We start from the raw sequence: 22,676 nt of genomic DNA on the forward strand, positions 1-22,676 counted from the left end.
CGACGCGGACGCCGAAGCAGATGCGGATGCGGATGCGGATGCGGATGCAGACGCTGATGCCGATGCAGACGCTGATGCGGATGCCGATGCGGATGCCGATGCAGACGCTGATGCTGATGCCGATGCGGATGCTGACGCCGATGCTGATGCCGACGCGGATGCTGATGCTGATGCTGATGCTGATGCTGACGCGGATGCTGATGCTGATGCCGATGCGGACGCCGACGCCGACGCTGACGCGGATGCGGACGCCGACGCGGATGCTGATGCCGATGCTGACGCCGACGCGGACGCTGACGCGGATGCGGATGCGGATGCTGATGCGGATGCTGATGCTGATGCCGATGCGGATGCTGACGCCGACGCGGATGCCGACGCCGATGCGGATGCTGACGCGGATGCTGACGCCGATGCTGACGCTGACGCGGATGCGGATGCTGATGCTGATGCTGATGCGGACGCCGATGCCGATGCTGACGCTGACGCTGATGCCGATGCGGACGCGGATGCTGACGCGGATGCGGACGCCGACGCCGACGCCGATGCAGACGCCGACGCGGATGCTGATGCCGACGCGGACGCGGATGCGGACGCCGACGCGGATGCTGATGCCGATGCTGACGCCGACGCTGACGCAGACGCGGATGCCGATGCCGATGCCGATGCGGACGCTGATGCTGACGCTGATGCGGATGCCGATGCGGACGCCGATGCCGATGCGGACGCTGATGCCGATGCGGACGCTGATGCCGATGCGGACGCGGATGCGGATGCCGACGCGGATGCGGATGCCGATGCTGACGCCGACGCAGACGCCGACGCGGATGCTGATGCCGATGCTGACGCCGACGCGGATGCTGATGCCGATGCTGACGCCGACGCGGATGCCGACGCTGACGCGGACGCTGATGCCGATGCCGATGCCGATGCGGACGCCGACGCGGATGCCGATGCCGATGCGGATGCCGATGCCGACGCCGATGCAGACGCTGACGCAGATGCCGATGCTGACGCAGATGCCGATGCTGATGCCGATGCGGATGCTGACGCCGATGCTGATGCCGACGCGGATGCTGATGCGGACGCCGACGCGGATGCGGACGCCGACGCGGATGCAGACGCTGATGCTGATGCAGACGCGGATGCGGACGCCGATGCAGATGCCGATGCAGACGCCGATGCGGATGCCGATGCGGATGCGGATGCGGATGCCGATGCGGATGCTGACGCGGATGCGGATGCCGATGCTGACGCGGATGCCGATGCGGACGCCGATGCCGATGCAGATGCTGATGCGGACGCGGATGCCGATGCTGACGCCGATGCTGATGCCGACGCGGATGCGGATGCGGATGCGGATGCGGATGCGGATGCGGATGCGGATGCCGACGCCGATGCGGATGCTGACGCTGATGCCGATGCGGACGCGGATGCCGACGCTGACGCGGATGCTGACGCTGATGCCGATGCCGATGCCGATGCCGATGCGGACGCCGACGCGGATGCCGATGCCGATGCGGATGCCGATGCCGACGCCGATGCAGACGCTGACGCAGATGCCGATGCTGACGCAGATGCCGATGCTGACGCAGATGCCGATGCTGATGCCGATGCGGATGCTGACGCCGATGCTGATGCCGACGCGGATGCTGATGCGGACGCCGACGCGGATGCGGACGCCGACGCGGATGCTGACGCTGACGCGGATGCGGATGCTGATAGTGATACCGATGATGAAGGTGATACAGATCCTTCCACTGACGGTGAGTCAGACGGCGGCGAGTCGGACGATGACAAGTCAGACGGCGGCGAGTCGGACGATGACAAGTCAGACGGCGGCGAGTCGGACGATGACAAGTCGGACGATGACAAGTCGGACGATGACAAGTCAGACGGTGGTAAATCCGACGGCGGAAAATCCGACGATGACAAGTCAGACGGCGGTAAATCGGACGATGACAAATCGGACGGCGGTAAATCGGATGATGACAAATCGGACGGTGGTAAATCGGACGATGACAAGTCGGACGATGACAAGTCGGACGATGACAAATCGGACGATGACAAGTCAGACGGTGGCGAGTCGGATGATGATAAGTCAGACGGTGGTAAATCCGACGATGACAAATCGGACGGCGGAAAATCCGACGATGACAAATCGGACGGCGGAAAATCCGACGGCGGAAAATCCGACGATGACAAGTCAGACGGCGGTAAATCGGACGATGACAAATCGGACGGTGGTAAATCGGACGATGACAAGTCGGACGATGACAAATCGGACGATGACAAGTCGGACGATGACAAATCGGACGATGACAAATCGGACGATGACAAATCGGACGGCGGTAAATCGGACGATGACAAGTCGGACGGCGGTAAGTCGGATGATGACAAGTCGGACGGCGGTAAATCCGACGATGACAAGTCGGACGGCGGTAAATCGGACGATGACAAATCGGATGATGACAAGTCAGACGGTGGCGAGTCGGATGATGACAAGTCAGACGGTGGTAAATCGGACGATGACAAGTCGGACGGCGGAAAATCGGACGATGACAAGTCGGACGGCGGTAAATCGGATGATGACAAGTCAGACGGTGGCGAGTCGGATGATGACAAATCGGACGGCGGTAAATCGGACGATGACAAGTCGGACGGTGGTAAATCGGACGATGATAAGTCGGACGGCGGTAAATCGGATGATGACAAGTCGGACGGCGGTAAATCGGATGATGACAAGTCGGACGGCGGTAAATCGGATGATGACAAATCGGACGGCGGTAAATCGGACGATGACAAATCGGACGGCGGTAAATCGGACGATGACAAGTCAGATGGTGATAAGTCGGACAGTCACTCAGATCATTCCGATGGCGAACCGGACCATGAGTCAGGCAGTGAGGCTGGTGAAGACGATGCTGATGATGGCAAAGGACCTCAGGGCAACAATGGCCATGGTAATGGCGACCAGGATGCTCCCGGTAATTCTGGTGGTAACAACAACGCCGAAAATAGCAGTAACTCAGGTAAGGGGAACAGCGGTAACGGGAGCAGTAATGGCAAAGGGCCTCAGGGCAACAATGGCCATGGTAATGGTGACCAGGATGCCCCCGGTAATTCCGGTGGTAACAACAACGCTGAAAACAGCAGTAATTCAGGCAAAGGGAACAGCGGTAACGGTGCTGGCAAGGCTAAGGCACTGAGTCTTTTCTCCGATGGTGATGAGGAACTTGTTCCAATGCCGGCTGCAGATGACACTAAGCAACCGGTTTCCGGACAAGCCGAAGAGCAGAAAGGTCAAGCGCTGGATATAGACAGTGTGCTTTCTGTAGAGAAAGATGAGATTGATCTGGGAGAGAGTGATGATAACAACAGCTCAGCATCCTGGTCCGGCAGTGGCAGTTCACCGCAAGGGGATACAGGAGGTGATGCCTTTGGGGGGCAGCAAGAAGATCCCTTTGATCTTGCCAATAAACCAGGAGGGCTTGATCACTAACATGCCTTTGCGCTGTGGTAGCATTTAAAGCCTGAATCAAAGCCCTCTTTATATAGGGGGCTTTGTGTTTTATACGGTATTGGAGATAAACACATGCTGGATGTGTTACTTAATAAAGCTTATCAGGAGCTTGTTCATCTTTTAAGTGATGATCATGTATTAGCTCAAGAAGGTAATATTCAAAAAAATGAACTGCCTGGTTTTATCCTGTACTTGTCTTTAAGTAATGCCAGGGAGAAAGCCAAAGTTGTTACAATTTCAGGTGACGATTTTCAGAGTGTGTGGAGTAAAGCGGTTAGTGAATGTATCAGCATAACACCTGATAATACACATTCCGTTAAATGGCTTAGGGTTGACTGGGTCACTAAAGTTCAGGCTATAAGCTTTAAAAAATTTAATGACCTGCTGAGCAGAACAAAGCGTAATTATTTCAGGTATGGTATTTCATTCTCTAACAATTTTGAATGCTCCTTGCTCGAGCAAGAGCTGAATGCCAATGCTATTCTATACTCTGGCAGCCACATTCCACATGCCAGCCTTAATATTAAAAATCTTAATGCATACTTTAAAAAGCGCTTTGACCAGCCGTTTACACTAGATATTAAAGAGAATGATTTAATATATGTGCTCTCTACGGCAGGACGCTTTTACTCAATGGACGAGAGCATTAATGATCTTCCAGGTAGCAGTGATAAAGGTATCCCTTTAGCTGGCCCTGGTCGTAATGGTGGCCGGCGTCAGCCCGGGCCGCTGAATGCTGCTCAGGTCTTTAGCCTGGTGGATTATGGTGCTGCTTTTTTGTCTCGTCAGGTGATGCCAGATGGAAAATTTATATATGGTTACTTTCCCTGTTTTGGCCGAAAAATTGCCAATTACAATGCGCTGCGCCATGCCAGTACTACCTATGCCATGCTTGAAGCCTGGGAGCTGACCCAGAGTGCTGAACTGAAAAACGCCATTGATCGAGCCCTTGCATACCTTGTCAATGAACTGATCCATACTTACTCGCTGAATAGTGAACAGCAAGTAGCTTATCTGGTAGACACCGGAAACGAAATTAAGCTTGGAGGCAACGCCGTTTGTCTGCTGGCCATGGTGAAATATACCGAGTTGACCAATGATGAACGTTATCTGTCACTAATGGAATCATTGGCGGCGGGTATTGAATTGATGCAACAGCCTGACACAGGTCAGTTTGCGCATGTATTAAACTCAGATGATCTCTCCATTAAGGAGCAGTTTCGAATCATTTATTATGATGGTGAAGCAGCATTTGGTTTAATGAGATTGTATGGGTTAACAAAAAATGAGCGTTGGCTTAAGCTTGTTGAGCGTGCTTTTGACTATTTTATAGGTAATGGTCACTGGCAAGCCCATGATCACTGGCTTTCCTACTGTGTGAATGAACTGACTCATTACCGGCCTGAAGAAAAATACTTTCGCTTTGCTGTTAACAATATTTCCGGTTATCTCGACTTTATAAAAAACCGAAGAACCACTTACCCAACACTACTTGAACTCAGCATGGCTTTTCATCATACGCTGGGGCGCATCAAGCAGCTGCCTGAAATGCAGCACCTTCTTCAAGACTTTGATGAAAACGAGTTTTATACGGCCTTGCATGCCCGGGCAAACTATCTGATGAACGGTTTTTTCTGGCCTGAGTTCGCTATGTATTTTGCTGAACCTCATACTATATTAGGTAGTTTTTTTATACGCCATCATTCCTTTCGGGTAAGAATTGATGATGTTGAGCATTATCTGTCTGGGTATGTGGCTTATTGGGCCTTGCTCAGCAGTCTGGAGGAAAAGGAGCTAATTTCTTCCTCTCTGTCCGAATCTGAAAACGAGTCTGTACTGCTGGCCTGGGGGGGAGATGTCAATCTGGGGCGGCGACAACATTATCGCACTGCCGAACTGGGTGCTGAGAAAGTGCTGAATATCCCGGCACTAAAAGAGTCCCATCTGAGTGTTGTTAACCTGGAATGCGTGGTCACCACACAGGGAGAGCAGGGAGTAGATAAGGGGGAGGGTGGGCCTTACTACTATCGCGCTCGTCCCGAGATGCTGGAGGTTCTTGGGCTGGCTGGTGTTGATGTGGTGAGCACGGCCAATAACCACAGTGGTGACTATGGGGCGAGCGGACTGCTGGAGCAGCAGCGCTGGCTGGCTGCTGCTGACATTGATCAAATTGGTTCTGGGGATGGTCGAAAGGCGGCATTCCGGCCTGTGTTCAGGCAGTTGGGATCACTGAGGCTGGCTCTGATGGCAGTGGATGCAACTCAGCACCGTTTCGCCGCAACCGAAAACAATCCGGGTACGGCCTATCTTTCATTGATGGATATGGGGGCCTGGCAGCAAATGAAGCAGGATATTGATAGGGCACGGGAAACGGCAGACATTGTAGTGGTATGCGTGCATTGGGGGGAGAACCATGCTGTTCACCCCAGTGCGTCGCAAACAGCAGCAGGGCGAACGCTGATTGATGCCGGTGCAGATGCTGTATTGGGCGCATCTGCACATCGTTTGCAAGGGGTTGAGCTGTATCGTCAGAAACCGATAATCTACGATGCTGGCGATCTACTGTTTGACGCCGTTCGTTCTACTCCCAAGTATGGCGGTATCTTCCAGCTGGAGTTAAGCAAGAAAGGAGTTGAACGGATAATTTTTGTGCCGGTCGAGGTGGGCTTTGGTCGTTCATGGCAGGCTGAGGGAGGCAGAGCGCAGAATATACTGAACCTGTTTTCCCAAAGGTGTCGGCCTTTCAATACCCACTTTGTACAAAATGATGATGGCACTGCCGTGTTGGAACTTCACTCGACACCGCGGAACACACGTCTTGCACCTTTCCCTGTCAAAATTTTTCAGCCTTCTTCCAATCTTTGGGCTTCAGTGCTGGACTCTTCCTGGATGGTGAAAGAAGTGCCCTTGAAAGTAAAGATAGACCCAGTTGCTTTGGGGCCTTTTACTTTGTTAGGGCTTAAAGCAAGCCCCCGCTGGTTAGCTCAACGGCAGATGATCTGGGTGGAAAGTTTCTGGCGCATCAACGCACCAGTAGATGAAGACTTTCGGCTTGAAGTAACAGTGGTGCCAACCTGGGAAGAAAATATAAAGCCCTGGGGACTTGGGATGGATCATGACTTTTGTGACTGGTTGTTGCCCACCAGTCGCTGGTCTACCGGCCATGTCTATCGCGATTTCTATGGTATTCGTCCGCCAACAAGAAAAAATTGGGTCAATACTGAACTGCAGTTACAGCTCAGGCTGCTGTCCGGTGTGGGAGGTGAGCGTGTCTGCATCAGATTACCGGTATATTTTGGTTTGGGATTATCGGAAAAGCCACCTATGCGCTGGCCCTTTATTCAGCAGCATTACCGCAGTGATTTTTCCCGGTTGCCAGTGCCAAAAAGTCAAGAATATACTTGGAATGCAGCACAATTACAGGCGGTGACTGGTGGACAGTGGCTGTCGGAGCCTGATCTGGGTTGGGGTGTAAATTCTGTAATACGCGGCCGGAGTCATGCAGGAATGGTGAAGTCACCCAGTCTTTATGTGGCGTCTACCTCACTTGATCTGGCTCGCCATGAACAGTTTTCTGATATTGCCAGTTGCTATCAGCGCTGCTGGGATAGTCACCATGTGCTGACGGCGCTGCCCAGTGAGGTTGTGGGTGTAATCGTTAGCCGGCCGGTAGACTATTTGCCGAAGGGGATGCCAGTATTAATGGTGAAAGATCCTATAAAGGCATTGATTGAATTAGGCATTGCCGCCAGGCAAAGAATTTGTTGTCCTCTTGTGGCGGTCACCGGCAGTGCTGGTAAAACAACCCTTATCTCTATGATGCAGCAGTTATTTTCAAAGCATATTGAGGTGTACAGCAGCTACGATAATTACAACTCCCGTGTGGGTATTTTTGCTGCTATGGCCAATGTGTCTCCGTCTGCGGGGCTAGCCGTACTGGAGGTTGCTCTGTCTGCAATTAATGCTCCCAATTATCAAAACATCAAACTGCTTGCTCCTGATGTAGCCGTGATCACTAATATTGGACCGGCGCACCTACGTGACGGCGAGGATACTTCCGCCATTGCAATCAGAAAGGCTAATTTGTTTCAGGGAGTGCGTCGGGGAGGATTGGCTATCGTTTGCCGGGATACTGCCCACTATGATGAGATAGCAGTACGAGCACAGGCTGAAGGACTGGCGCTGATCACTTATGGGGAACATGAAGAGGCTGATTGCCGGTTGCTGACATTTGATGGCAAGTATGGCCTAGCAGCAGTCAGTTATCAGGGGGATGAGTTTGAATATTCACTGGGAATGGCTGGCCGTCACTTTGCGGTGAACAGCTTGGTATGCCTGATCTTGGCCCAACATCTTGGTATACCCTTTGGGGTGATTACGGAAGGTTTCACAGCAATAAAACCGGTAGAAGGGCGAGGGGAGCTGCTACCTTTAGATATTGATAACAAGCGTATCATGGTGCTCGATGATAGCTACAATGCCAATCCCTTGTCGATGGTGGCAGCGTTTCAACAGCTGACAGCACTTGCTCATCGTGGGCGCGTTTTGTTGGTAGTAGGAGACATGCTGGAGTTGGGGAAACGAGCACAGCAGTATCATCTTGAACTGGTGCCTGAGATTGTAAAAAGCTCACCCGACAAGGTTTATTTGGTTGGTACATTTATGAAAGCGCTGGCTGAGCAGTTGCGTGAACAGGGAATTTCATGCTGCTGGTTTGAGCGATCCGGAACCGTGATGAACAGACTTAGACAGGATTTGAAAGGTGGTGATTTGCTATTGGTGAAGTCTTCTAATGGTACCGGCCTGAGTGAAGTGGTTAATGCGCTAAAAAATTTGTCAAAACGGACTGACTAACAGAGCAGAAAACTAATATGTATAAAAAAGGTTCGGGTAAAAAGTCAATATCCAGAAGCTACCAAAACATTAACTGTGAAAGTAATAATGGCGAATGGGACTATAAACATAAAAAAATAAAATGGGGCTCTATTGAAGATTATGTTATTGGTAAAAAGCTGGGAGAGGGAACCTTTTCTCAGGCTTATAAAGGAACTTGTAAAAAGACAGGTATTAATGTAACCATAAGAAAGTTGATAAAAGACAGGCCTGAAAAAATAAAAAGAGAGATCTCTGTGCTCAGGCGCATTAAAGGCAGTGTGAATAACGCTCATATCTTTGATGCAGTTAAGGGAGATGATGATAAAAAATATATTATTATGCATTACTATATTAACGATGGTGTAATTAAAAAGGATACACCTCTTTCTGAAGTAGAGCTTAAAGGTTATATGCTTCAGTTGCTTAATGGGCTGGATGAGGCTCATAGCAGGGGAGTAATGCACAGAGATATCAAGCCTTCTAATGTTGTTATTAACAGGAAAAGAGAGCGACTTAAGATTATAGATTGGGGTATGGCTGATTTTTATCACCCTTATAAGGAATATCACCTTCGTGTAGGTTCTTATTATTACAAGGCTCCTGAGCTGTTGTTGGGTGTGAAACAGTATGACTACTCTCTTGATATGTGGTCGTTTGCCTGTTTATTTGCTGGCTTTGTTTTTGGTGATTTTCCTTTTGTTAAAGGTAAAGATAAGTCTGAAGTACAGTTGATTAGAAGTATTTCAGGGTTGTTCGGAGAAGGAGAACTTTGGGATTATATTGAAAAATATAATCTGAAGGGGCTTTCTGAAGATAAGCTGAAGGCCATTGTAAGCCCCAGCAAGAAGAGCAAAAGGATCATGAGCAAGGCAGAAACACCTTTCAAAACCGAGTTGGCGCTGGATTTGTTGAAAAAAACACTAAAAGTAGATCACCAGGAAAGGCTAACCGCCAAAGAAGCGATGGAGCACCCTTACTTTGATGAAGTACGTAACGCATAATTCATCGAATCTGTTTTTCTGTTACCGGAGCCTGTTATGACCACCCCATCCCCCCACACCGTCTGGCTGGCCGCCATGGAGTCCGGCTTTGTTGACGATGCGGCTCAGCGTTATGCGGTGGAGTGGCTGGAAAGCTGTTATCGCGGTGTGCTGGCTGAGCAGCCGAATACTCAAGGGGTGTATTTATGGGGGCCGGTGGGGCGGGGCAAAACCTGGCTGATGGACTGCTTTTTTGCCAGTTTGCAGAGCGCTGGCGTGCCGGCCCGGCGGCTGCATTTTCATCATTTTATGCAGCAACTGCACAAGCGGCTGTTTCAGCTTACCGGCACCGAAGATCCGTTAAAAATACTGGCACAGCAGCTGAGTGCCGAGGTGCGGGTGTTGTGCCTGGACGAGCTGTTTGTCAGTGATATTGGTGATGCCATGTTGCTGGGCCGGCTGCTGCGGCATTTGTTTGAACAGGGGTTGGTGCTGGTCACTACCTCCAACCAGCCGCCGGAAGGTCTGTATGAAGACGGCTTTAACCGGGAGCAGTTTCTGCCGGCACTGACGGCCATCACTGAGCATATGCAAATAGTGGCGGTGCACGGCGAGCAGGATCACCGCCTGCATCCGGGGCAGCGACAGCAGCGTTACTGGGTGAATGAGCCCGGCGCACTGGCTGCTGTGTTTGAGCAACTGACCGGCACTCCCAGAAACACCGAATCGCTTGTTCTGGGGAATCGCACCATCGCCTTGCTGGGCCGAGGCGAGCGGGTGCTCTGGTGCCGTTATGCCGATTTGTGCGAGCAGCCGCTGGCGGCGCAGGATTTTATTGCTCTTTGCGATCAGTTTGACCATGTGTTGCTGAGTGAGCTGCCCCGGCTCAGTTGCAACAGCCGGCAGGCGGTCATTGCCCGGGGGACGGAAGACGGCGCGGTGCGCGTGGCCGCCGGTGATCGTGTGTTGCCGGCGCTGTCTCGTCAGGACGACGGCGTGCGCCGCTTTATCGCCCTGGTGGATGAATGCTATGACCGTGGCATTCCGGTTTATATCGACGCTGCCGTGCCCATGGATGCACTCTATACCGATGGCGCGCTGGCGTTTCCGTTTCGCCGCACCCTGAGCCGGCTGAAGGAAATGCAATTAGCACGGTTTGGTGAAAAATAATGGCCATTGGTGGGTTGATTAGGCCTCTTGCACAGGCCCTGCCGGCTAAAGCGACAGCTACAAGATACTGTCACTCCGGCGCATGCCGGAGTCCAGGTCGGGTTGCACCTTTGCCTGCATAATGGATTCCGGCTCGGGGGCCGGAATGACCAAAGCTTCGGCAATCTCCGTTGCTGCTTCAGTCTTTATAATGCTTTCGCATTGCTGCCATGTAGCGCAGGCTGGCCTCGGTGGACGGGGTCAGAGCGCTGGTAGCTTGCGGGGTTACCAGCAGGTTGCCATTGGCTTCACGGGTAATAAAGCCCATATTTTCCAGCTTGTTCACTTTTCTGCGCACGGTTTCCCGGGCAATACCGCTGCATGCTGCTACTGACTGAATATTAATGGGTCTGCCAGCAGGCGTGGGTTTGTTTATTGCCATAAACTCACTGTAGGTCATGGCTTTGGCATGGCGTGCCGGCTGTGCCCGGGTACCAAGAATTGCCAGCACCAGCATCAGATCGAGATCGCCGTCAAATTGCTGGCGTAACTGAATTAATAACTCGGTCAGTGCTTCTACATGGGCCGGCCAGATGCGCCCGAAATGGGTGGTGAGGTGCTCGTCTTCTATCGCCATGGTTTTTATATCTTTATGAAAAAGAAGAAAAAAGTAATAACCCATTTTGGGCGACACCAGTGTTGTTAGCAAGCGGGCTTTGGCTGACACTAGACCATAGATAACACCATTTAAAACAAGAGTGACAAACTTATGGGATCGAAAAATGTCGTATTTGGCCTGTTGAGTGCCGCTGGCCTGCTGATCGGCCTGACCGCTTGTGATCAGGAAGCACCGCCGGCGAGCACCGAGGCAGTGGTGCGCCCGGCGCAAATTTTGCCGGTGGGGGCCGGCAGTGGCGACAGCAGCCTGCGTTTTCCCGGCAGAGTGCGGGCTGTGCAGCGTGCTGAGCTGGCTTTTAACGTGCCTGGGCGCATTGTGGAGCTGCCGGTACAGGAAGGGCAGAGAGTTATGCTGGGCGAACTGGTGGCCCGGCTGGACGGCGAAAACTATCAGATACGGCTGAATTCCGCTGAAGCGGAATACAACAAGGCCCGCACTGACTATAACCGGGTTAATCGCATCTGGCAGCAAAGCCAGGCCGTGGCGCGGGCGGAAGTGGATCAGAAGCGTACTGCCATGGAAGTAGCCCGGGCGGGCTACCTGGCTGCCAAAAAAGACATGGACGACACGCGCCTGCTGGCTCCTTTCGAGGGAGTAGTGACCCGTCGCCAGGTGGAAAACTTCAGTAATGTGCAGGCCAAGCAAACGGTGGTCAGCCTGCAGGACACCCAAAATCTGGAAATTGTGATCAGCGTGCCCGAGCGGGTAGTACGCACCGCCCCCAAACAGCTTAAAGGCCAGGCAGTGTTTGCCGACAGACCCGGCCAGCCACTGCCGGTGGAGCTGAAGTCGTTCTCTGCCGAGGCAGACCCGCAAACCCAAAGCTATGAAGCGGTGCTGGCACTCAGTGGTGAACCCGGTTTTACCCTGCTGCCGGGCATGTCGGTAGAGATTATGCCTGATGCCATGGAGCAGGGAGCTGAAACGATAGTGACCATTCCCTTGCAGGCGGTAGTAGCAGGCCCGGACGGCAATACCAGTGTGTGGAAGGTTAACCCCGAGAGCCAGCAAGTAGAACGCCAGCCGATCACGCTGGGACCTGTTCAGGGCGAAAACGTGGTGGTAAACACCGGCCTTGAAAGCGGTGAGCGCATCGTGACTGCCGGTGTTAGTCAGCTGCGGGAAGGCATGAAAGTGCGCCCCATGTCATCCACTCCCTGAACAAGGATTTTTCCGTGAATATTGCTGAACATACCCTTGCCAGGCGCACCATTGCCTGGATGACCTGTCTGCTGTTGCTGGTGGGCGGCTATATCAGTTATCAGAGCCTGGGCCGGTTTGAAGATCCGGAGTTTGTGATTCGCCAGGCGGTGATCTCCACGCCTTATCCCGGTGCCTTGCCGGAGCAGGTGGCAGAAGAGGTGACCGAAGTCATTGAGGAAGCTGTGCAGCAACTGCAGGAGCTGAAAGAAGTGACGTCGGTATCGCGCATGGGCGACTCCCTGGTAAAAGTGGAAATCGACATGCGCTTTGCTCACAGTGCCCGGGAGCTGGAGCAGGTGTGGGACAAGCTCAGGCGTAAGGTGAACGATGCTCAGCGCCAGCTGCCGCCGGGGGCGGGGCCGTCGGTGGTGAACGACGACTTTGGCGATGTGTATGCGTTGTTTTTTGCGGTCACCGGTGACGGCTTTACCCTGCAGCAGGTAAAAGACTATTTGCGCGGGCTGGAGCGGGAGCTGCTGCAAGTGCCTGGTGTGGCCAGAATTGCCACTCTGGGGGCACCTCAGGAAGCCATTTATCTGGAAGTTTCTGCTGCTCAGGCAGCTCGCCTGGGAGTGCCCCTGAGCAATATCTATCAGACATTGCGTCAGCAGAATGTGATCAGCGATGCCGGCAATCTGCAGATTGGCCCCCAGCGGATTTATTTCAGCCCTGAAGGACAGGCCGATTCGGTTGAAGCGCTGGGGAACCTTGCCATCACCTCGCAGGATGGCGACAGCGTGGTATTTCTTAAAGACCTGGCCACCATTACCCGCGCCGAGAGTGAGCCGCCCCGGGCGCTGATGAAATATGACGGTAAGCCCGCCATTGGGCTGGGCATTTCCCAGGTGGCCGGCGGCAACGTGGTGGACATGGGTGATGCGGTGCGCGCCCGGCTGGCGGAGCTGGACAGCGAGCGCCCCATTGGCATGGTGCTGAACGAAGTCTCTTATCAGTCCGACTCGGTGCGTGAGGCAGTAAACGGTTTTGTCTCCAATCTGGTGGCTGCTGTGGCCATAGTGGTACTGGTGCTGGTGCTGTTTATGGGCCTGCGCAGCGGTATTATTGTGGGAGCCGTATTACTGCTTACCGTGGCCGGAACCCTGATTGTAATGCGACTGGATGATATTGCCATGCAGCGGGTGTCACTCGGGGCGCTTATCATTGCCCTGGGTATGCTGGTGGATAATGCCATTGTAGTGACCGACGGCATTCTGGTGCGCATGCAAAAGGGCGAGCGGGCCGAGAGCGCCGCCGCAGCTGTGGTGCAGTCCACTCAGTGGCCGCTGCTGGGCGGCACCGCGGTGGGCATTCTGGCGTTCAGTGCCATTGGGCTGTCGCCAACGGATATGGGGGAATATGCCGGCTCACTGTTCTGGGTCATTCTTTACTCCATGCTGTTCAGCTGGTTGTTTGCCGTTACCCTGACGCCCTTGTTTTGTGTGGCGCTGCTGAAAGTAAAGCCGGTTGCACAAGACAAGCCTGAATCGGGCATTATGGTGCGTTATCGCGGTATCTTGCGCACAGCTCTGCAGCACAGGGCCATTACCGGTGGCCTGCTGCTGGCGCTGCTGGCCGGTGCCATGTTTGGCTTTAAATGGGTTCAGCCGGGTTTTATGCCCGAGTCGGCCCGGCCGCAATTTGTGGTGGATATGTACCTGCCTCAGGGCACAGATATTCGGCAAACCGAAGCCGAGCTTGCCCGCATTGGTGACTTTGTACAGCAGCAGGATGGCGTGACCCATGTCACCAGCTTTATCGGGCAGGGTGGTTTGCGTTTTATGCTGACTTACGGCCCGGAAGATCCCAACACCAGTTACGGTCAGCTGCTGGTGGATGTGGATGATCCCACGCAAATTGCCGGCATGGTTGCCAGCCTGCAGCAGCAGCTGTCCGAGCGCCATCCGCTGGCGGATATAAAAGTATGGAAGTTCATGCTGGGCCGGGGCGGCGGCAAAAAAATAGAAGCCGCCTTTATGGGGCCGGAGCCGGCGGTGTTGCGTAAGCTGGCAGAAGAGGCCAAGGCCATTATGGCGCAAGATGCCGGCGCCATTGCCATTCAGGACGACTGGCGTGAAAAAGTGCCTGTATTACGCCCTGTGGTAGATGAAGTGGCCGCTCGCCGTGCCGGCCTGACCCTGGCCGATATCAGCCAGGCCATTAACCGTGCCTTTAGTGGCGAACGTGTCGGCGTTTATCGTGAAGGTGACCAGCTGATCCCCATTATTTCCCGGGCACCGGCAGCCGAACGGGCTACCGCTGACATGGTGGAAAACGTGCAGGTATACAGCCCCACAGCGGGGGAGTATGTGCCGGTCAGTCAGCTGGTCACCTCCGTTAAGCTGGAATGGGTGGATGCCATCATTCGCCGGGTGGACCGGTTCCCTACCATTAAGGCGCAGGCCGATCCGTTGCCCGGTGAGTTGTCCGGACCGCTGCTGGAACGGCTGCGGCCCGAGATTGAAGCCATGGCGCTGCCTCCCGGTTACCGGCTGGAGTGGCACGGGGAAGATAAGGCCTCAAAAGAAGCTAATGAAGGGCTGGCGCTGTCGGCACCCTATGGTTTCAGTGCCATGATTCTGGCGGTGGTGGTTATGTTTAACGCCCTGCGTCAGCCGCTGGTGATCTGGCTGACCGCACCTCTGGCTATTATTGGCGTGACGCTTGGGCTGGTGTTGTTTCAGGTGCCGTTCGAGTTTATGGCGATACTGGGCCTGCTCAGCCTGATTGGCATGCTGGTGAAAAACGCCATTGTGCTGGTGGATCAGGCCGATGCCGAGATAGCCGAGGGCAAACCGGGCTTTGCCGCCGTGATGGATGCGGCTGTGAGCCGGGCCCGGCCGGTGTTTCTGGGTGCCTTTACTACCATTCTGGGAGTGGCACCGCTGCTGATGGATCCCTTCTTCAAAAGTATGGCGGTCACCATTATGTTTGGTCTGGCCTTTGCCACTGTGCTTACCCTGATAGTGGTGCCTCTGCTTTATGTGGTGCTGTTTCGTATTCGGCCGGCATAAGTCTCAGTGAATAATGCCCAAGCGCCTGCCCGGCAACGAGCAGGCGCTTTTTTCTGGTATAGTGTTCCGCTTGGGTTTCATTGTGTACAGCGGCAAAGCAGGAATGGAATGTTAAAGCGGTTTTTGTTATGGGGACTGGTGTGCTGGATATTGCTCGGGCTGGCTTTGGGTGCGGGCAAGCTGGTTTACGACAGCAGCCTTAAACGGCAGACACTGCAGCAGCATCAGCATCTGCTCAGGGCGGCGAAGACCATGCTGAATGAACATCTGATGATGGCGGTGCAGGATACCCAGCAGCTCTCTGCGGTGGCCTTTGAACTGGGCTATCTGGATACCCCCGGGCTGAACAGCGAACAACAGCTTATTCAGATCCTGCTGAGCAGCACGGCCATTTATGGCCGCTATGATCAGATTCGCATTCTCGATCTTGAGGGCCGGGAGCGCATACGCATTAATAACAGTCGTCTGGGACCTGTGGTGGTGCCTCAGCACAGGCTGCAGAATAAACGGGGCCGCTATTATGTGCAGCAAGGGCTCAAGTTGAAGCCCGGTCAGGTTTATCTGTCTCCGCTGGATCTGAGTAAAGAGCAGGGCAAGCTGGAAACTCCCTTCAAGCCTACCCTGCGGCTGGTACGCATGATGAAAACCGCCACCGGTGAGCCCGCCGGTCTGCTGGTGCTTAACCTGAATGCCGCCGGCCTGCTTAACCAGTTTATCGAGCTGTTCCCGTCAGGAGACAGAGCCATGCTGCTGAATGCCGACGGTTACTGGTTGGTAAATCATGATCCCGCCAATGAATGGGGCTGGATGCGCAACAAACCGGAGCTGACACTGGCCCGTTGGCAGCCGGCGCTGTGGCAACAACTGCAAACCAGCCGCAGCGGCTCGGCCTATCTCGATGACAGCCTGTTCAGCTTTCACTGGCTGGATATTGCCAGTATTTATGAAAACACTACCGGTGCCCGCTATGGCTACGATCTGGGCCTGGTGAGTGATCTCAAGGCCTCCCAGTGGGCCATGCTGATCGAATCCGATCAGCAACGATGGCAGGTGACCGCCATTTATCACAAGACCTGGTTTCAGATTGCTCTGGTGGGGGCTTTTCTGGTGACGCTGCTGACGGTGTATCTGCTGTTGCGCAATCGTCAGCAGACTCGGGAAAAAGCGCAGCTGGAGCGGGAGCAACTGGATAACTTCAGGGATCTCTATGAGAACGCGCCCATCGGCTATATCACGCTGACAAGGGACGGCTATATCTCCAACGTCAACAAGCGCACCCTGGACTATCTGGGCTACCGGCGGGAAGAGCTGATAAATAAAATCAGGCTGGCCGAGCTGGTAGAGGCCGACACATTGCAGCTGGCTGAAACATTGCTGCTGGCCATGATGGAAAGCGAAGAAGAGCATCGCCGCATCAGAGTCCGGGCCAAAAATGGCGATATTCTGGTGATGTCCTGCGGCGTGTCGTCGCGCTTGAGCCATGAGCGCACCCTGGAGCTGGGCCGGCTCAGCATGCAGAACGTAAGCCAACAGGCCCGGCTGGAGCAGCAGCTGAAAGACATGGCTCGCAAGGATCCGCTCACCGGGGCCGCCAACCGCCGCCGCTTTGATGAGCTGGCCGAGCGGGAGCTGGCCCGCTCTCAGCGTAACGGAGCGCCTTTGACCCTGATAGAGCTGGATATTGACCACTTCAAGCAAGTGAACGACACCTATGGTCACGATGCCGGCGATGAAGTGCTTAAAGTGCTGGCGGAGCTGTGCATGCGCTCACTGCGCGCCACCGATGTGCTGGCCCGTTTTGGCGGGGAAGAGTTTGTTATTTTGCTGCCCGACACCTCACTGGAGCAGGGCGTGCACAAGGCGGAGCAACTGCGTGAAGCCCTGAGCCGGCTGCGGGTCATGCTGGCAGATAACACGGAAATTCGTTTTACTGTATCGTTGGGTGTGTCCACCTTGTCACCAGTGCACAACAGCATTCAGGCTATGTTCAAGGCCGCTGACAGCGCTTTGTATAAAGCCAAAAATACCGGCCGCAACAAGGTCTGCGCGGCCGCAAGCCCGGGAGAAAAGGGTAACTTCGAGATTTGAATTAACGTTGCGAGGTCGTCGATTATCTCCCAGCATCCCCGATAACCACGCCATAGGGCGGTAGAGCCGGCTGAAAACTTGGGCTATCCGTTATGGCCTGAAACTGGGACAGAGGAGTTGTGCAGTCGTCTTTTACAACAGTCCCTGGCGGTGTGCTTCAAACCACACAAAAGGCGAGCGCTGCCGCAGAAACTCAGCAGTATAAAAGCCCTGAATGTAATCACAAAAATGGCGGGCACGGACTTCCTTGCAGCCCTCGTCATCAAGTTTCAGTCGCTGAATGCAGGCGTCTACCTCATCCAGCAATGAGGACTGCAGCTCCGGGTTTGGGTAAATATGGCCTGACACCAGTTCAAGGCGAAACAGACCGTTTTCGATGACAAAAGGGTCCAGCACATCCTCATAATCATTTTTCCGGCTGTTCATGCGCGAGCAGGCCAGGCAGCAGATGGGCCAGTCCTTTTTGCCGCACTTCTGCATCGAAGTCAGCGGGCTCGGGCTGAGGGGGTACATGCAGCATGTTAAAGCCACCCCTTTTTCTCAGCTACAAAACGCCAGCGCATCCAGAAGAGATCGGTATCACTCAGCACCCGACGTAGCCGGGCATCCAGTTTTTTTGCCTCATCGGCATCAAAGCCGGGATCACTGAGCGCTTGGGTAGCCTCAGCCAGCACGGCTTCTGCTTCTCAGGAACGGGCACTTTCCAGATCGAAGGCTTCACTGGTCAGCCAGCTTGAGGCATCGCCCTGGCGAACAAACGGCCGCTGTCGCAGCTTTACCTCGCCTTGCTCCAGGTCCAGATCAAACCAGGCGTCTTTTGTGGAGTCGAATACCGGCTCTACCGAGGCCATGATCAACGGCGAATGAGTGGCGGTGATTAACTGCACATCCGGGCGCTTGGTCAGCTTTTCCATTACCGATAGCAGGGCCGGAATAATGCTGCGTTGCCAGCTGGGGTGAAGGTGTGACTCTACTTCATCGATCAGAAACACTATCTGGTGAGTGGGTTCTTCCTGCAGCAGGTCTGCGGCTTTGCGATGTACCTCCCAGGCCCAGACCAGAAAATAAGCCAGAGCAATTACTCGGCGAATTCCAGAGGAAGCATGCACTACCGGCACATCCTGGCCATAGGGCATGCGAATGGTGGGAATATCGCGGGCTTCATCCAGGCTGATGCGGGTCAGTTCGCCCGGTTGCAGTACTTCTTTCTCGGAAGGAGACAATACCTTCAGCACCTGCACCAAATGCTTAAACGCCACCCCTTTTTCCTTTTGCCAGTTGGCCCAGTCCTAAATAAGACCATTGCAAAGCACTGTGCCGTCATCGGCCTTTAACCCTTGCCAGACTTCATCGGGCGCAAACACATAGGCCGGGCGGCGCTCTTGTATATCCACGCCATTGCGGGTTTGCCAGTAGTTGCGGGCTGGATCCCACACGGCAAAGCTGCCATCGGTCATGGCATAAAGCACCAGGCCGGGATTGGCAGGTCGTCCGGCATTGCCGGTCCAGGCTTGTTCCCGGCGCTCATAGCTGCTTTCGTAGCTGACGTCTTTCACCTTGCCTGAAAAGGAGAAGCTAATAGCCGACTCACCCTTATGCCGAGGCTGCACTTTTTTGCCTACCGTCAGCTTTGGGTTGATCTCGGATGGCCATTTACGGGTCATCGACCACCAGGCAATATCCAGCAAAAAGCTTTTGCCCAGTCCGTTGTCTCCGGTGATCAGGTTAAGGCGCTTACCAAACTACAGTTCCATGGACGGAGCGGGGCCAACATTGGTCAGTTTTAGTTCTTTAATCATGCTCAAACCTGTTATGTGGTGACGGTCTGCCGCCCAAAATGTTTTTCTGCCACAGCTCACCCACTGAATAATCTTCGAGCCAGTGCTCAAACTGCCTTACATCAAGGCGTTTGAGCACAGAGGCGCTTTGCTCCCGTTTCACCATAACCAGATCCTCAATGGAAAACTCATTGAGCAGTGGTACTGACTGGGTAGAAATTACCACTTGAGTGCGGGTGGCCGCCGAGCGAATGAGGGCTCCTAGCAGAGTAATGGCATAAGGATGCAGACCCAATTCGGGCTCGTCAATCACAATGGTGGCGGGTGGGGCTGGCTGCAGCAGGGCGGTGGCCAGGCAAATAAAGCGCATGGAGCCATCGGAGAGATGGTAGGGCTGCATGGGAGTATCGGAACCTTTTTGCTGCCAGCTAAGATTAACCTCTTCCTTGGCACCACTGATTCTGGGTTGCAAAATAAAGTCGTCAAAAAAGGGCATAGCCAGACGCACAGTACCCACAATCGTCTTGTAGGAGCTGGCGTGACGATCTTTTAAATTGAGTAAAAATGGCGCGATATTGGCGGCATCGGTGCGCAGGTACTGGTTATCCTGCACAATTTCGTATTTGCGCATGGCAGCGGTGGGGCCGGTATCGTGAAAGTGATAAACCTGCCAGGAAGCAATGGCCTCAAAGAGCGGGTGATAGTTTGAAGCATGAAGAGTATTCCGCTTCAGTTCCGCCACCATGTTGGACTTGCCATCCTCATTGTTGCCCAGCATTCGCCAGCCGCTTTGGCCATTGTGAGCATCATTGCCGTAAAAAGCTTCATCTTCAATGGCGCAGCCGTTGCTTGGGGTTGCCACCAGGCTAAAGCGAAAGCCCCGGTCGCCAAGGTGGGTCTCAAAAGTCATTTTTCGAGTGACCTTGCTGCCATTGAACAGCAGGTCGGCGGCACCGCCGTTGTCGCGCACATAACGATTAAGGGTACCGTCCATCAGAGCGCGCAGCATTTTAAAAAATGACAGCAGATTGCTTTTGCCAGCTCCGTTGGCACCCACAATCACGTTGAGCGGGTGCAGTTCAAAGTCGTTCAGCTCACGAATCGACTTGAAGCCCGCGATGCTCAACTTGGTTAAAGCACTTTTCATGGGAATCCTCTAAAACTGAGCAATATCGCTGTTGAGTGCCGGCTCAGTCAGCCATTTAAGGGAAGAATTATTTTCAGGTAGACTCAGAATCCAACGCTCTGATGGTGGTGTAAAAGCACTCATCACTGATGACACCGTCACGCCTGATCACATACCCGGCCAAATGCTCTTTACGCTGCCAGCTGTTTTCCCATACAGCGTCGAAAGACCAGATTTCATCATCAGGTTGCAGCTTTTCCATAAACGCCAGCCAGGCTGAGTGCAGGTGGCCAAAGGGGAGGGCGGGCACGGCTCCCAGTGGATCAGATATATAGTGGCGTTGCTCTATCTCGGTAATGGTCAGTTGTTGCTGTAGATCTTCAGCTTGTACCGAAAAGGGTTTTTCTTCCGGGAGTGGCTTTTCTGGCTTTATGGCAATCCACAGTCGTGCCAGCAGCAGCACAGGCCAGAAAGCGGTCATCAGCACGTGTACCAGTGGGGTCAGCAGCCATTTATCCAACCAATCGGCTTCTTTATCAAGAATGCTGACGAGTATGTCTGTTTCGCCGGCTCTCGCGAGAGAGCGCTGATGCAAAAATCTCATGAGCATATGTACCAGCAGGCCCATCAGCATGTATCCAAGAAAATAAAGCATCATGGTTTGTCCTCACCCTCAGGTGCCGTTGCCAGCGTGGTCATGGCCGCTATTGTGTAACCACCGGAATCACTTGCGCCTGAGCTGGTGCCGTTGTGTCTTACCTGGCTGTTCATCAGTACACCATGGGCGAACTCCAGCAGCAGGTCCTGCTCATAACGGCTGCCATAGCCAGCATGCACATATTCCAGCAACTGACCCTGCGGTATGCGAATGACGCCAGTGTACCAGTGTGCAAACACCCGTTCGGGAAAGCCCGGAAACACGGTGGCAAGCGTTGCTTGCTCACCACTGCTCAGCGTGCCGTTCAGCTTCACCAGATACAGACGGTCGTCGATTATCTCCCAGCATCCCCGATAACCACGCCACAGGGCGGTAGAGCCGGGCTGAAAACTCGGACTATCCGTTATGGCCTGAAACTGGGAAAGGGGAGTGGTGCACATGGCCAGCTGCCGGCCCTGATAATTCAATGTTTCAGAGAGTTGTGCTGTCATTCTGACTCCTGGTGGTTAGCACCCTTGATCTTCGGGAGCATATCACATCGACCCAGGCGACCGGGAAAAGGTAAACTATGGGCCTGTACACTAGCTGTTAAAGTTCCGTGTGAGCGGGTATCAAAGCAGTGTAAGGCTTTACTGTTTTAATAAAATCAAAGAGATAAGTGCAATATGCTGCTGATGATCGATAACTACGATTCCTTCACCTGGAACCTGGTGCAGTATTTCGGTGAGCTGGGGCAGGAGGTGGTGGTGCGCCGTAATGACGACATCTGCCTGGACGAGATTGCCGCACTGCGGCCGGCGGGGCTGGTGATTTCGCCCGGCCCTTGCACGCCGAATGAGGCAGGCGTGTCACTGGCGGCCATTGAACGCTTTGCCGGTGAGCTGCCAGTTCTGGGCGTGTGTCTGGGGCATCAGGCCATTGCCCAGGCGTTTGGCGGCGAAGTGGTGCGGGCCCGGCAAGTGATGCACGGCAAGACTTCGGCCATTCGCCATACCGGCGGCGGATTGTTTGCGAGCCTGCCCGATCCGCTTACCGTGACCCGTTATCATTCGCTGGTGGTAAAGGCTAACAGTCTGCCGGCCTGCTTTGAGGTGACTGCCTGGAGTGAAAACGCTCAGGGTGAGCGCGACGAGATCATGGGCATGCAACACAAAACGTTGCCGTTGCACAGTGTGCAGTTTCACCCCGAGAGCATTCTTACCCAAGGTGGCCATCAGCTGCTGGGAAATTTTTTAAACATCCTGTAGTGATACTGCAAACAGCTGCTTGCTTGTTTCAGACTCCGGGTCAGGCCTGGAGTGACCAGATCTGTAAGCCCTGCTTTTTGCCCTTCCATACTATAAGTTTTTCTTATTTTTCCTATCAGGCTTTCTCGCTCGCAAGTGCTGGCGACGAAAGGAATAATAGTAATGCGTGTTTATGCAGCCGGAGTGTGCTTACTGCCGGCTTAAACCCGTGGCGTTGCGAGCTTATGCAAGATAAATGACTACAGTTATTTTGCTGGCAAAATAAACCACCAGAATTGTGACTTATCATAGAGACAAGTTATGGTTACTTTGCAATAATGCTTTCGTGTTTACATGGATTTAACTTTTATCGCAGAGCATGC

15 protein-coding genes and 1 pseudogene are annotated in these 22,676 nt (G+C 53.8%); 8 read left to right on the plus strand and 8 right to left on the minus strand.

The window, feature by feature from the left end; genetic code table 11:
- From R0I78_RS00365 to zapE, 4 genes and pseudogenes are all read left to right on the plus strand, one after another.
- Window positions 1–3,499 (plus strand): annotated as a pseudogene (locus R0I78_RS00365) (hypothetical protein); the annotation flags it as partial.
- 93 nt (window positions 3,500–3,592) lie between these two features.
- Complete coding sequence (locus R0I78_RS00370) at window positions 3,593–8,374, plus strand: CapA family protein (protein ID WP_317073882.1); 4,782 nt, start codon at window positions 3,593–3,595, stop codon at window positions 8,372–8,374.
- A gap of 17 nt (window positions 8,375–8,391) precedes the next feature.
- On the plus strand, window positions 8,392–9,396 hold the full coding sequence (locus tag R0I78_RS00375; protein ID WP_317073883.1) for a protein kinase domain-containing protein: 1,005 nt from the start codon (window positions 8,392–8,394) through the stop codon (window positions 9,394–9,396).
- A 36-nt stretch (window positions 9,397–9,432) separates the two neighbouring features.
- Window positions 9,433–10,545, plus strand: coding sequence for a cell division protein ZapE (gene zapE, locus R0I78_RS00380; RefSeq protein ID WP_317073884.1), 1,113 nt, complete (start codon window positions 9,433–9,435; stop codon window positions 10,543–10,545).
- A gap of 178 nt (window positions 10,546–10,723) precedes the next feature.
- Here zapE and R0I78_RS00385 read toward each other — a convergent pair whose 3' ends face one another.
- Complete coding sequence (locus R0I78_RS00385) at window positions 10,724–11,161, minus strand: DeoR family transcriptional regulator (protein WP_317073885.1); 438 nt, start codon at window positions 11,159–11,161, stop codon at window positions 10,724–10,726.
- Between the two features lie 132 nt (window positions 11,162–11,293).
- Between R0I78_RS00385 and R0I78_RS00390 the strand changes: the two genes are divergently transcribed.
- The 3 genes from R0I78_RS00390 to R0I78_RS00400 all read left to right on the plus strand — a co-directional run bounded on the left by R0I78_RS00390 (window position 11,294) and on the right by R0I78_RS00400 (window position 17,505).
- Entirely contained in the window at window positions 11,294–12,364 is a 1,071-nt protein-coding gene (locus R0I78_RS00390; protein WP_317073886.1) for an efflux RND transporter periplasmic adaptor subunit, read from the plus strand.
- A gap of 14 nt (window positions 12,365–12,378) precedes the next feature.
- Entirely contained in the window at window positions 12,379–15,417 is a 3,039-nt protein-coding gene (locus R0I78_RS00395) for an efflux RND transporter permease subunit (RefSeq protein WP_317073887.1), read from the plus strand.
- Between the two features lie 108 nt (window positions 15,418–15,525).
- On the plus strand, window positions 15,526–17,505 hold the full coding sequence (locus R0I78_RS00400; RefSeq protein ID WP_317073888.1) for a diguanylate cyclase: 1,980 nt from the start codon (window positions 15,526–15,528) through the stop codon (window positions 17,503–17,505).
- A gap of 132 nt (window positions 17,506–17,637) precedes the next feature.
- On the opposite strand, the gene R0I78_RS00405 is transcribed toward R0I78_RS00400, so the two are convergent.
- From R0I78_RS00405 to R0I78_RS00430, 7 genes are all read right to left on the minus strand, one after another.
- On the minus strand, window positions 17,638–17,985 hold the full coding sequence (locus R0I78_RS00405) for a hypothetical protein (RefSeq protein WP_317073889.1): 348 nt from the start codon (window positions 17,983–17,985) through the stop codon (window positions 17,638–17,640).
- A gap of 41 nt (window positions 17,986–18,026) precedes the next feature.
- On the minus strand, window positions 18,027–18,179 hold the full coding sequence (locus tag R0I78_RS00410) for a hypothetical protein (RefSeq protein WP_317073890.1): 153 nt from the start codon (window positions 18,177–18,179) through the stop codon (window positions 18,027–18,029).
- Window positions 18,180–18,191: 12 nt separating this feature from the next.
- Window positions 18,192–18,764 carry an AAA family ATPase gene (locus R0I78_RS14900; RefSeq protein ID WP_410506558.1) on the minus strand — a complete coding sequence of 191 codons (573 nt, stop codon included), beginning with the start codon at window positions 18,762–18,764 and terminating at the stop codon, window positions 18,192–18,194.
- A gap of 30 nt (window positions 18,765–18,794) precedes the next feature.
- Complete coding sequence (locus R0I78_RS14905; protein ID WP_410506559.1) at window positions 18,795–19,169, minus strand: hypothetical protein; 375 nt, start codon at window positions 19,167–19,169, stop codon at window positions 18,795–18,797.
- A gap of 127 nt (window positions 19,170–19,296) precedes the next feature.
- A complete protein-coding gene (locus tag R0I78_RS00420; protein ID WP_317073891.1) occupies window positions 19,297–20,430 on the minus strand; it encodes an AAA family ATPase in 1,134 nt (377 codons plus the stop codon).
- A gap of 73 nt (window positions 20,431–20,503) precedes the next feature.
- Entirely contained in the window at window positions 20,504–21,067 is a 564-nt protein-coding gene (locus R0I78_RS00425) for a hypothetical protein (protein WP_317073892.1), read from the minus strand.
- Complete coding sequence (locus R0I78_RS00430; protein ID WP_317073893.1) at window positions 21,064–21,558, minus strand: hypothetical protein; 495 nt, start codon at window positions 21,556–21,558, stop codon at window positions 21,064–21,066. The genes R0I78_RS00425 and R0I78_RS00430 overlap by 4 nt, the downstream gene beginning before the upstream one ends.
- 174 nt (window positions 21,559–21,732) lie before the next feature.
- Between R0I78_RS00430 and R0I78_RS00435 the strand changes: the two genes are divergently transcribed.
- The gene (locus R0I78_RS00435; protein WP_317073894.1) at window positions 21,733–22,314 is read left to right on the plus strand and encodes an aminodeoxychorismate/anthranilate synthase component II; all 582 of its coding nucleotides are present in this window, start codon (window positions 21,733–21,735) and stop codon (window positions 22,312–22,314) included.
- Window positions 22,315–22,676: the final 362 nt, after the last annotated feature.

It is taken from the genome of Oceanimonas sp. CAM02 (assembly GCF_032842915.1).
Lineage (GTDB): Bacteria > Pseudomonadota > Gammaproteobacteria > Enterobacterales > Aeromonadaceae > Oceanimonas > Oceanimonas smirnovii.

What these genes read in the sequence shown, in the direction of transcription:
- R0I78_RS00370 (WP_317073882.1), top strand. Translation starts at nt 3,593, where the DNA reads ATGCTGGATGTGTTACTTAATAAAGCTTATCAGGAGCTTGTTCATCTT.
- R0I78_RS00375 (WP_317073883.1), top strand. Translation starts at nt 8,392, where the DNA reads ATGTATAAAAAAGGTTCGGGTAAAAAGTCAATATCCAGAAGCTACCAA.
- zapE (WP_317073884.1), top strand. Translation starts at nt 9,433, where the DNA reads ATGACCACCCCATCCCCCCACACCGTCTGGCTGGCCGCCATGGAGTCC.
- R0I78_RS00385 (WP_317073885.1), bottom strand. Translation starts at nt 11,161, where the DNA reads ATGGCGATAGAAGACGAGCACCTCACCACCCATTTCGGGCGCATCTGG.
- R0I78_RS00390 (WP_317073886.1), top strand. Translation starts at nt 11,294, where the DNA reads ATGGGATCGAAAAATGTCGTATTTGGCCTGTTGAGTGCCGCTGGCCTG.
- R0I78_RS00400 (WP_317073888.1), top strand. Translation starts at nt 15,526, where the DNA reads ATGTTAAAGCGGTTTTTGTTATGGGGACTGGTGTGCTGGATATTGCTC.
- R0I78_RS00405 (WP_317073889.1), bottom strand. Translation starts at nt 17,985, where the DNA reads ATGCAGAAGTGCGGCAAAAAGGACTGGCCCATCTGCTGCCTGGCCTGC.
- R0I78_RS14905 (WP_410506559.1), bottom strand. Translation starts at nt 19,169, where the DNA reads ATGACCCGTAAATGGCCATCCGAGATCAACCCAAAGCTGACGGTAGGC.
- R0I78_RS00420 (WP_317073891.1), bottom strand. Translation starts at nt 20,430, where the DNA reads ATGAAAAGTGCTTTAACCAAGTTGAGCATCGCGGGCTTCAAGTCGATT.
- R0I78_RS00425 (WP_317073892.1), bottom strand. Translation starts at nt 21,067, where the DNA reads ATGATGCTTTATTTTCTTGGATACATGCTGATGGGCCTGCTGGTACAT.
- R0I78_RS00430 (WP_317073893.1), bottom strand. Translation starts at nt 21,558, where the DNA reads ATGACAGCACAACTCTCTGAAACATTGAATTATCAGGGCCGGCAGCTG.
- R0I78_RS00435 (WP_317073894.1), top strand. Translation starts at nt 21,733, where the DNA reads ATGCTGCTGATGATCGATAACTACGATTCCTTCACCTGGAACCTGGTG.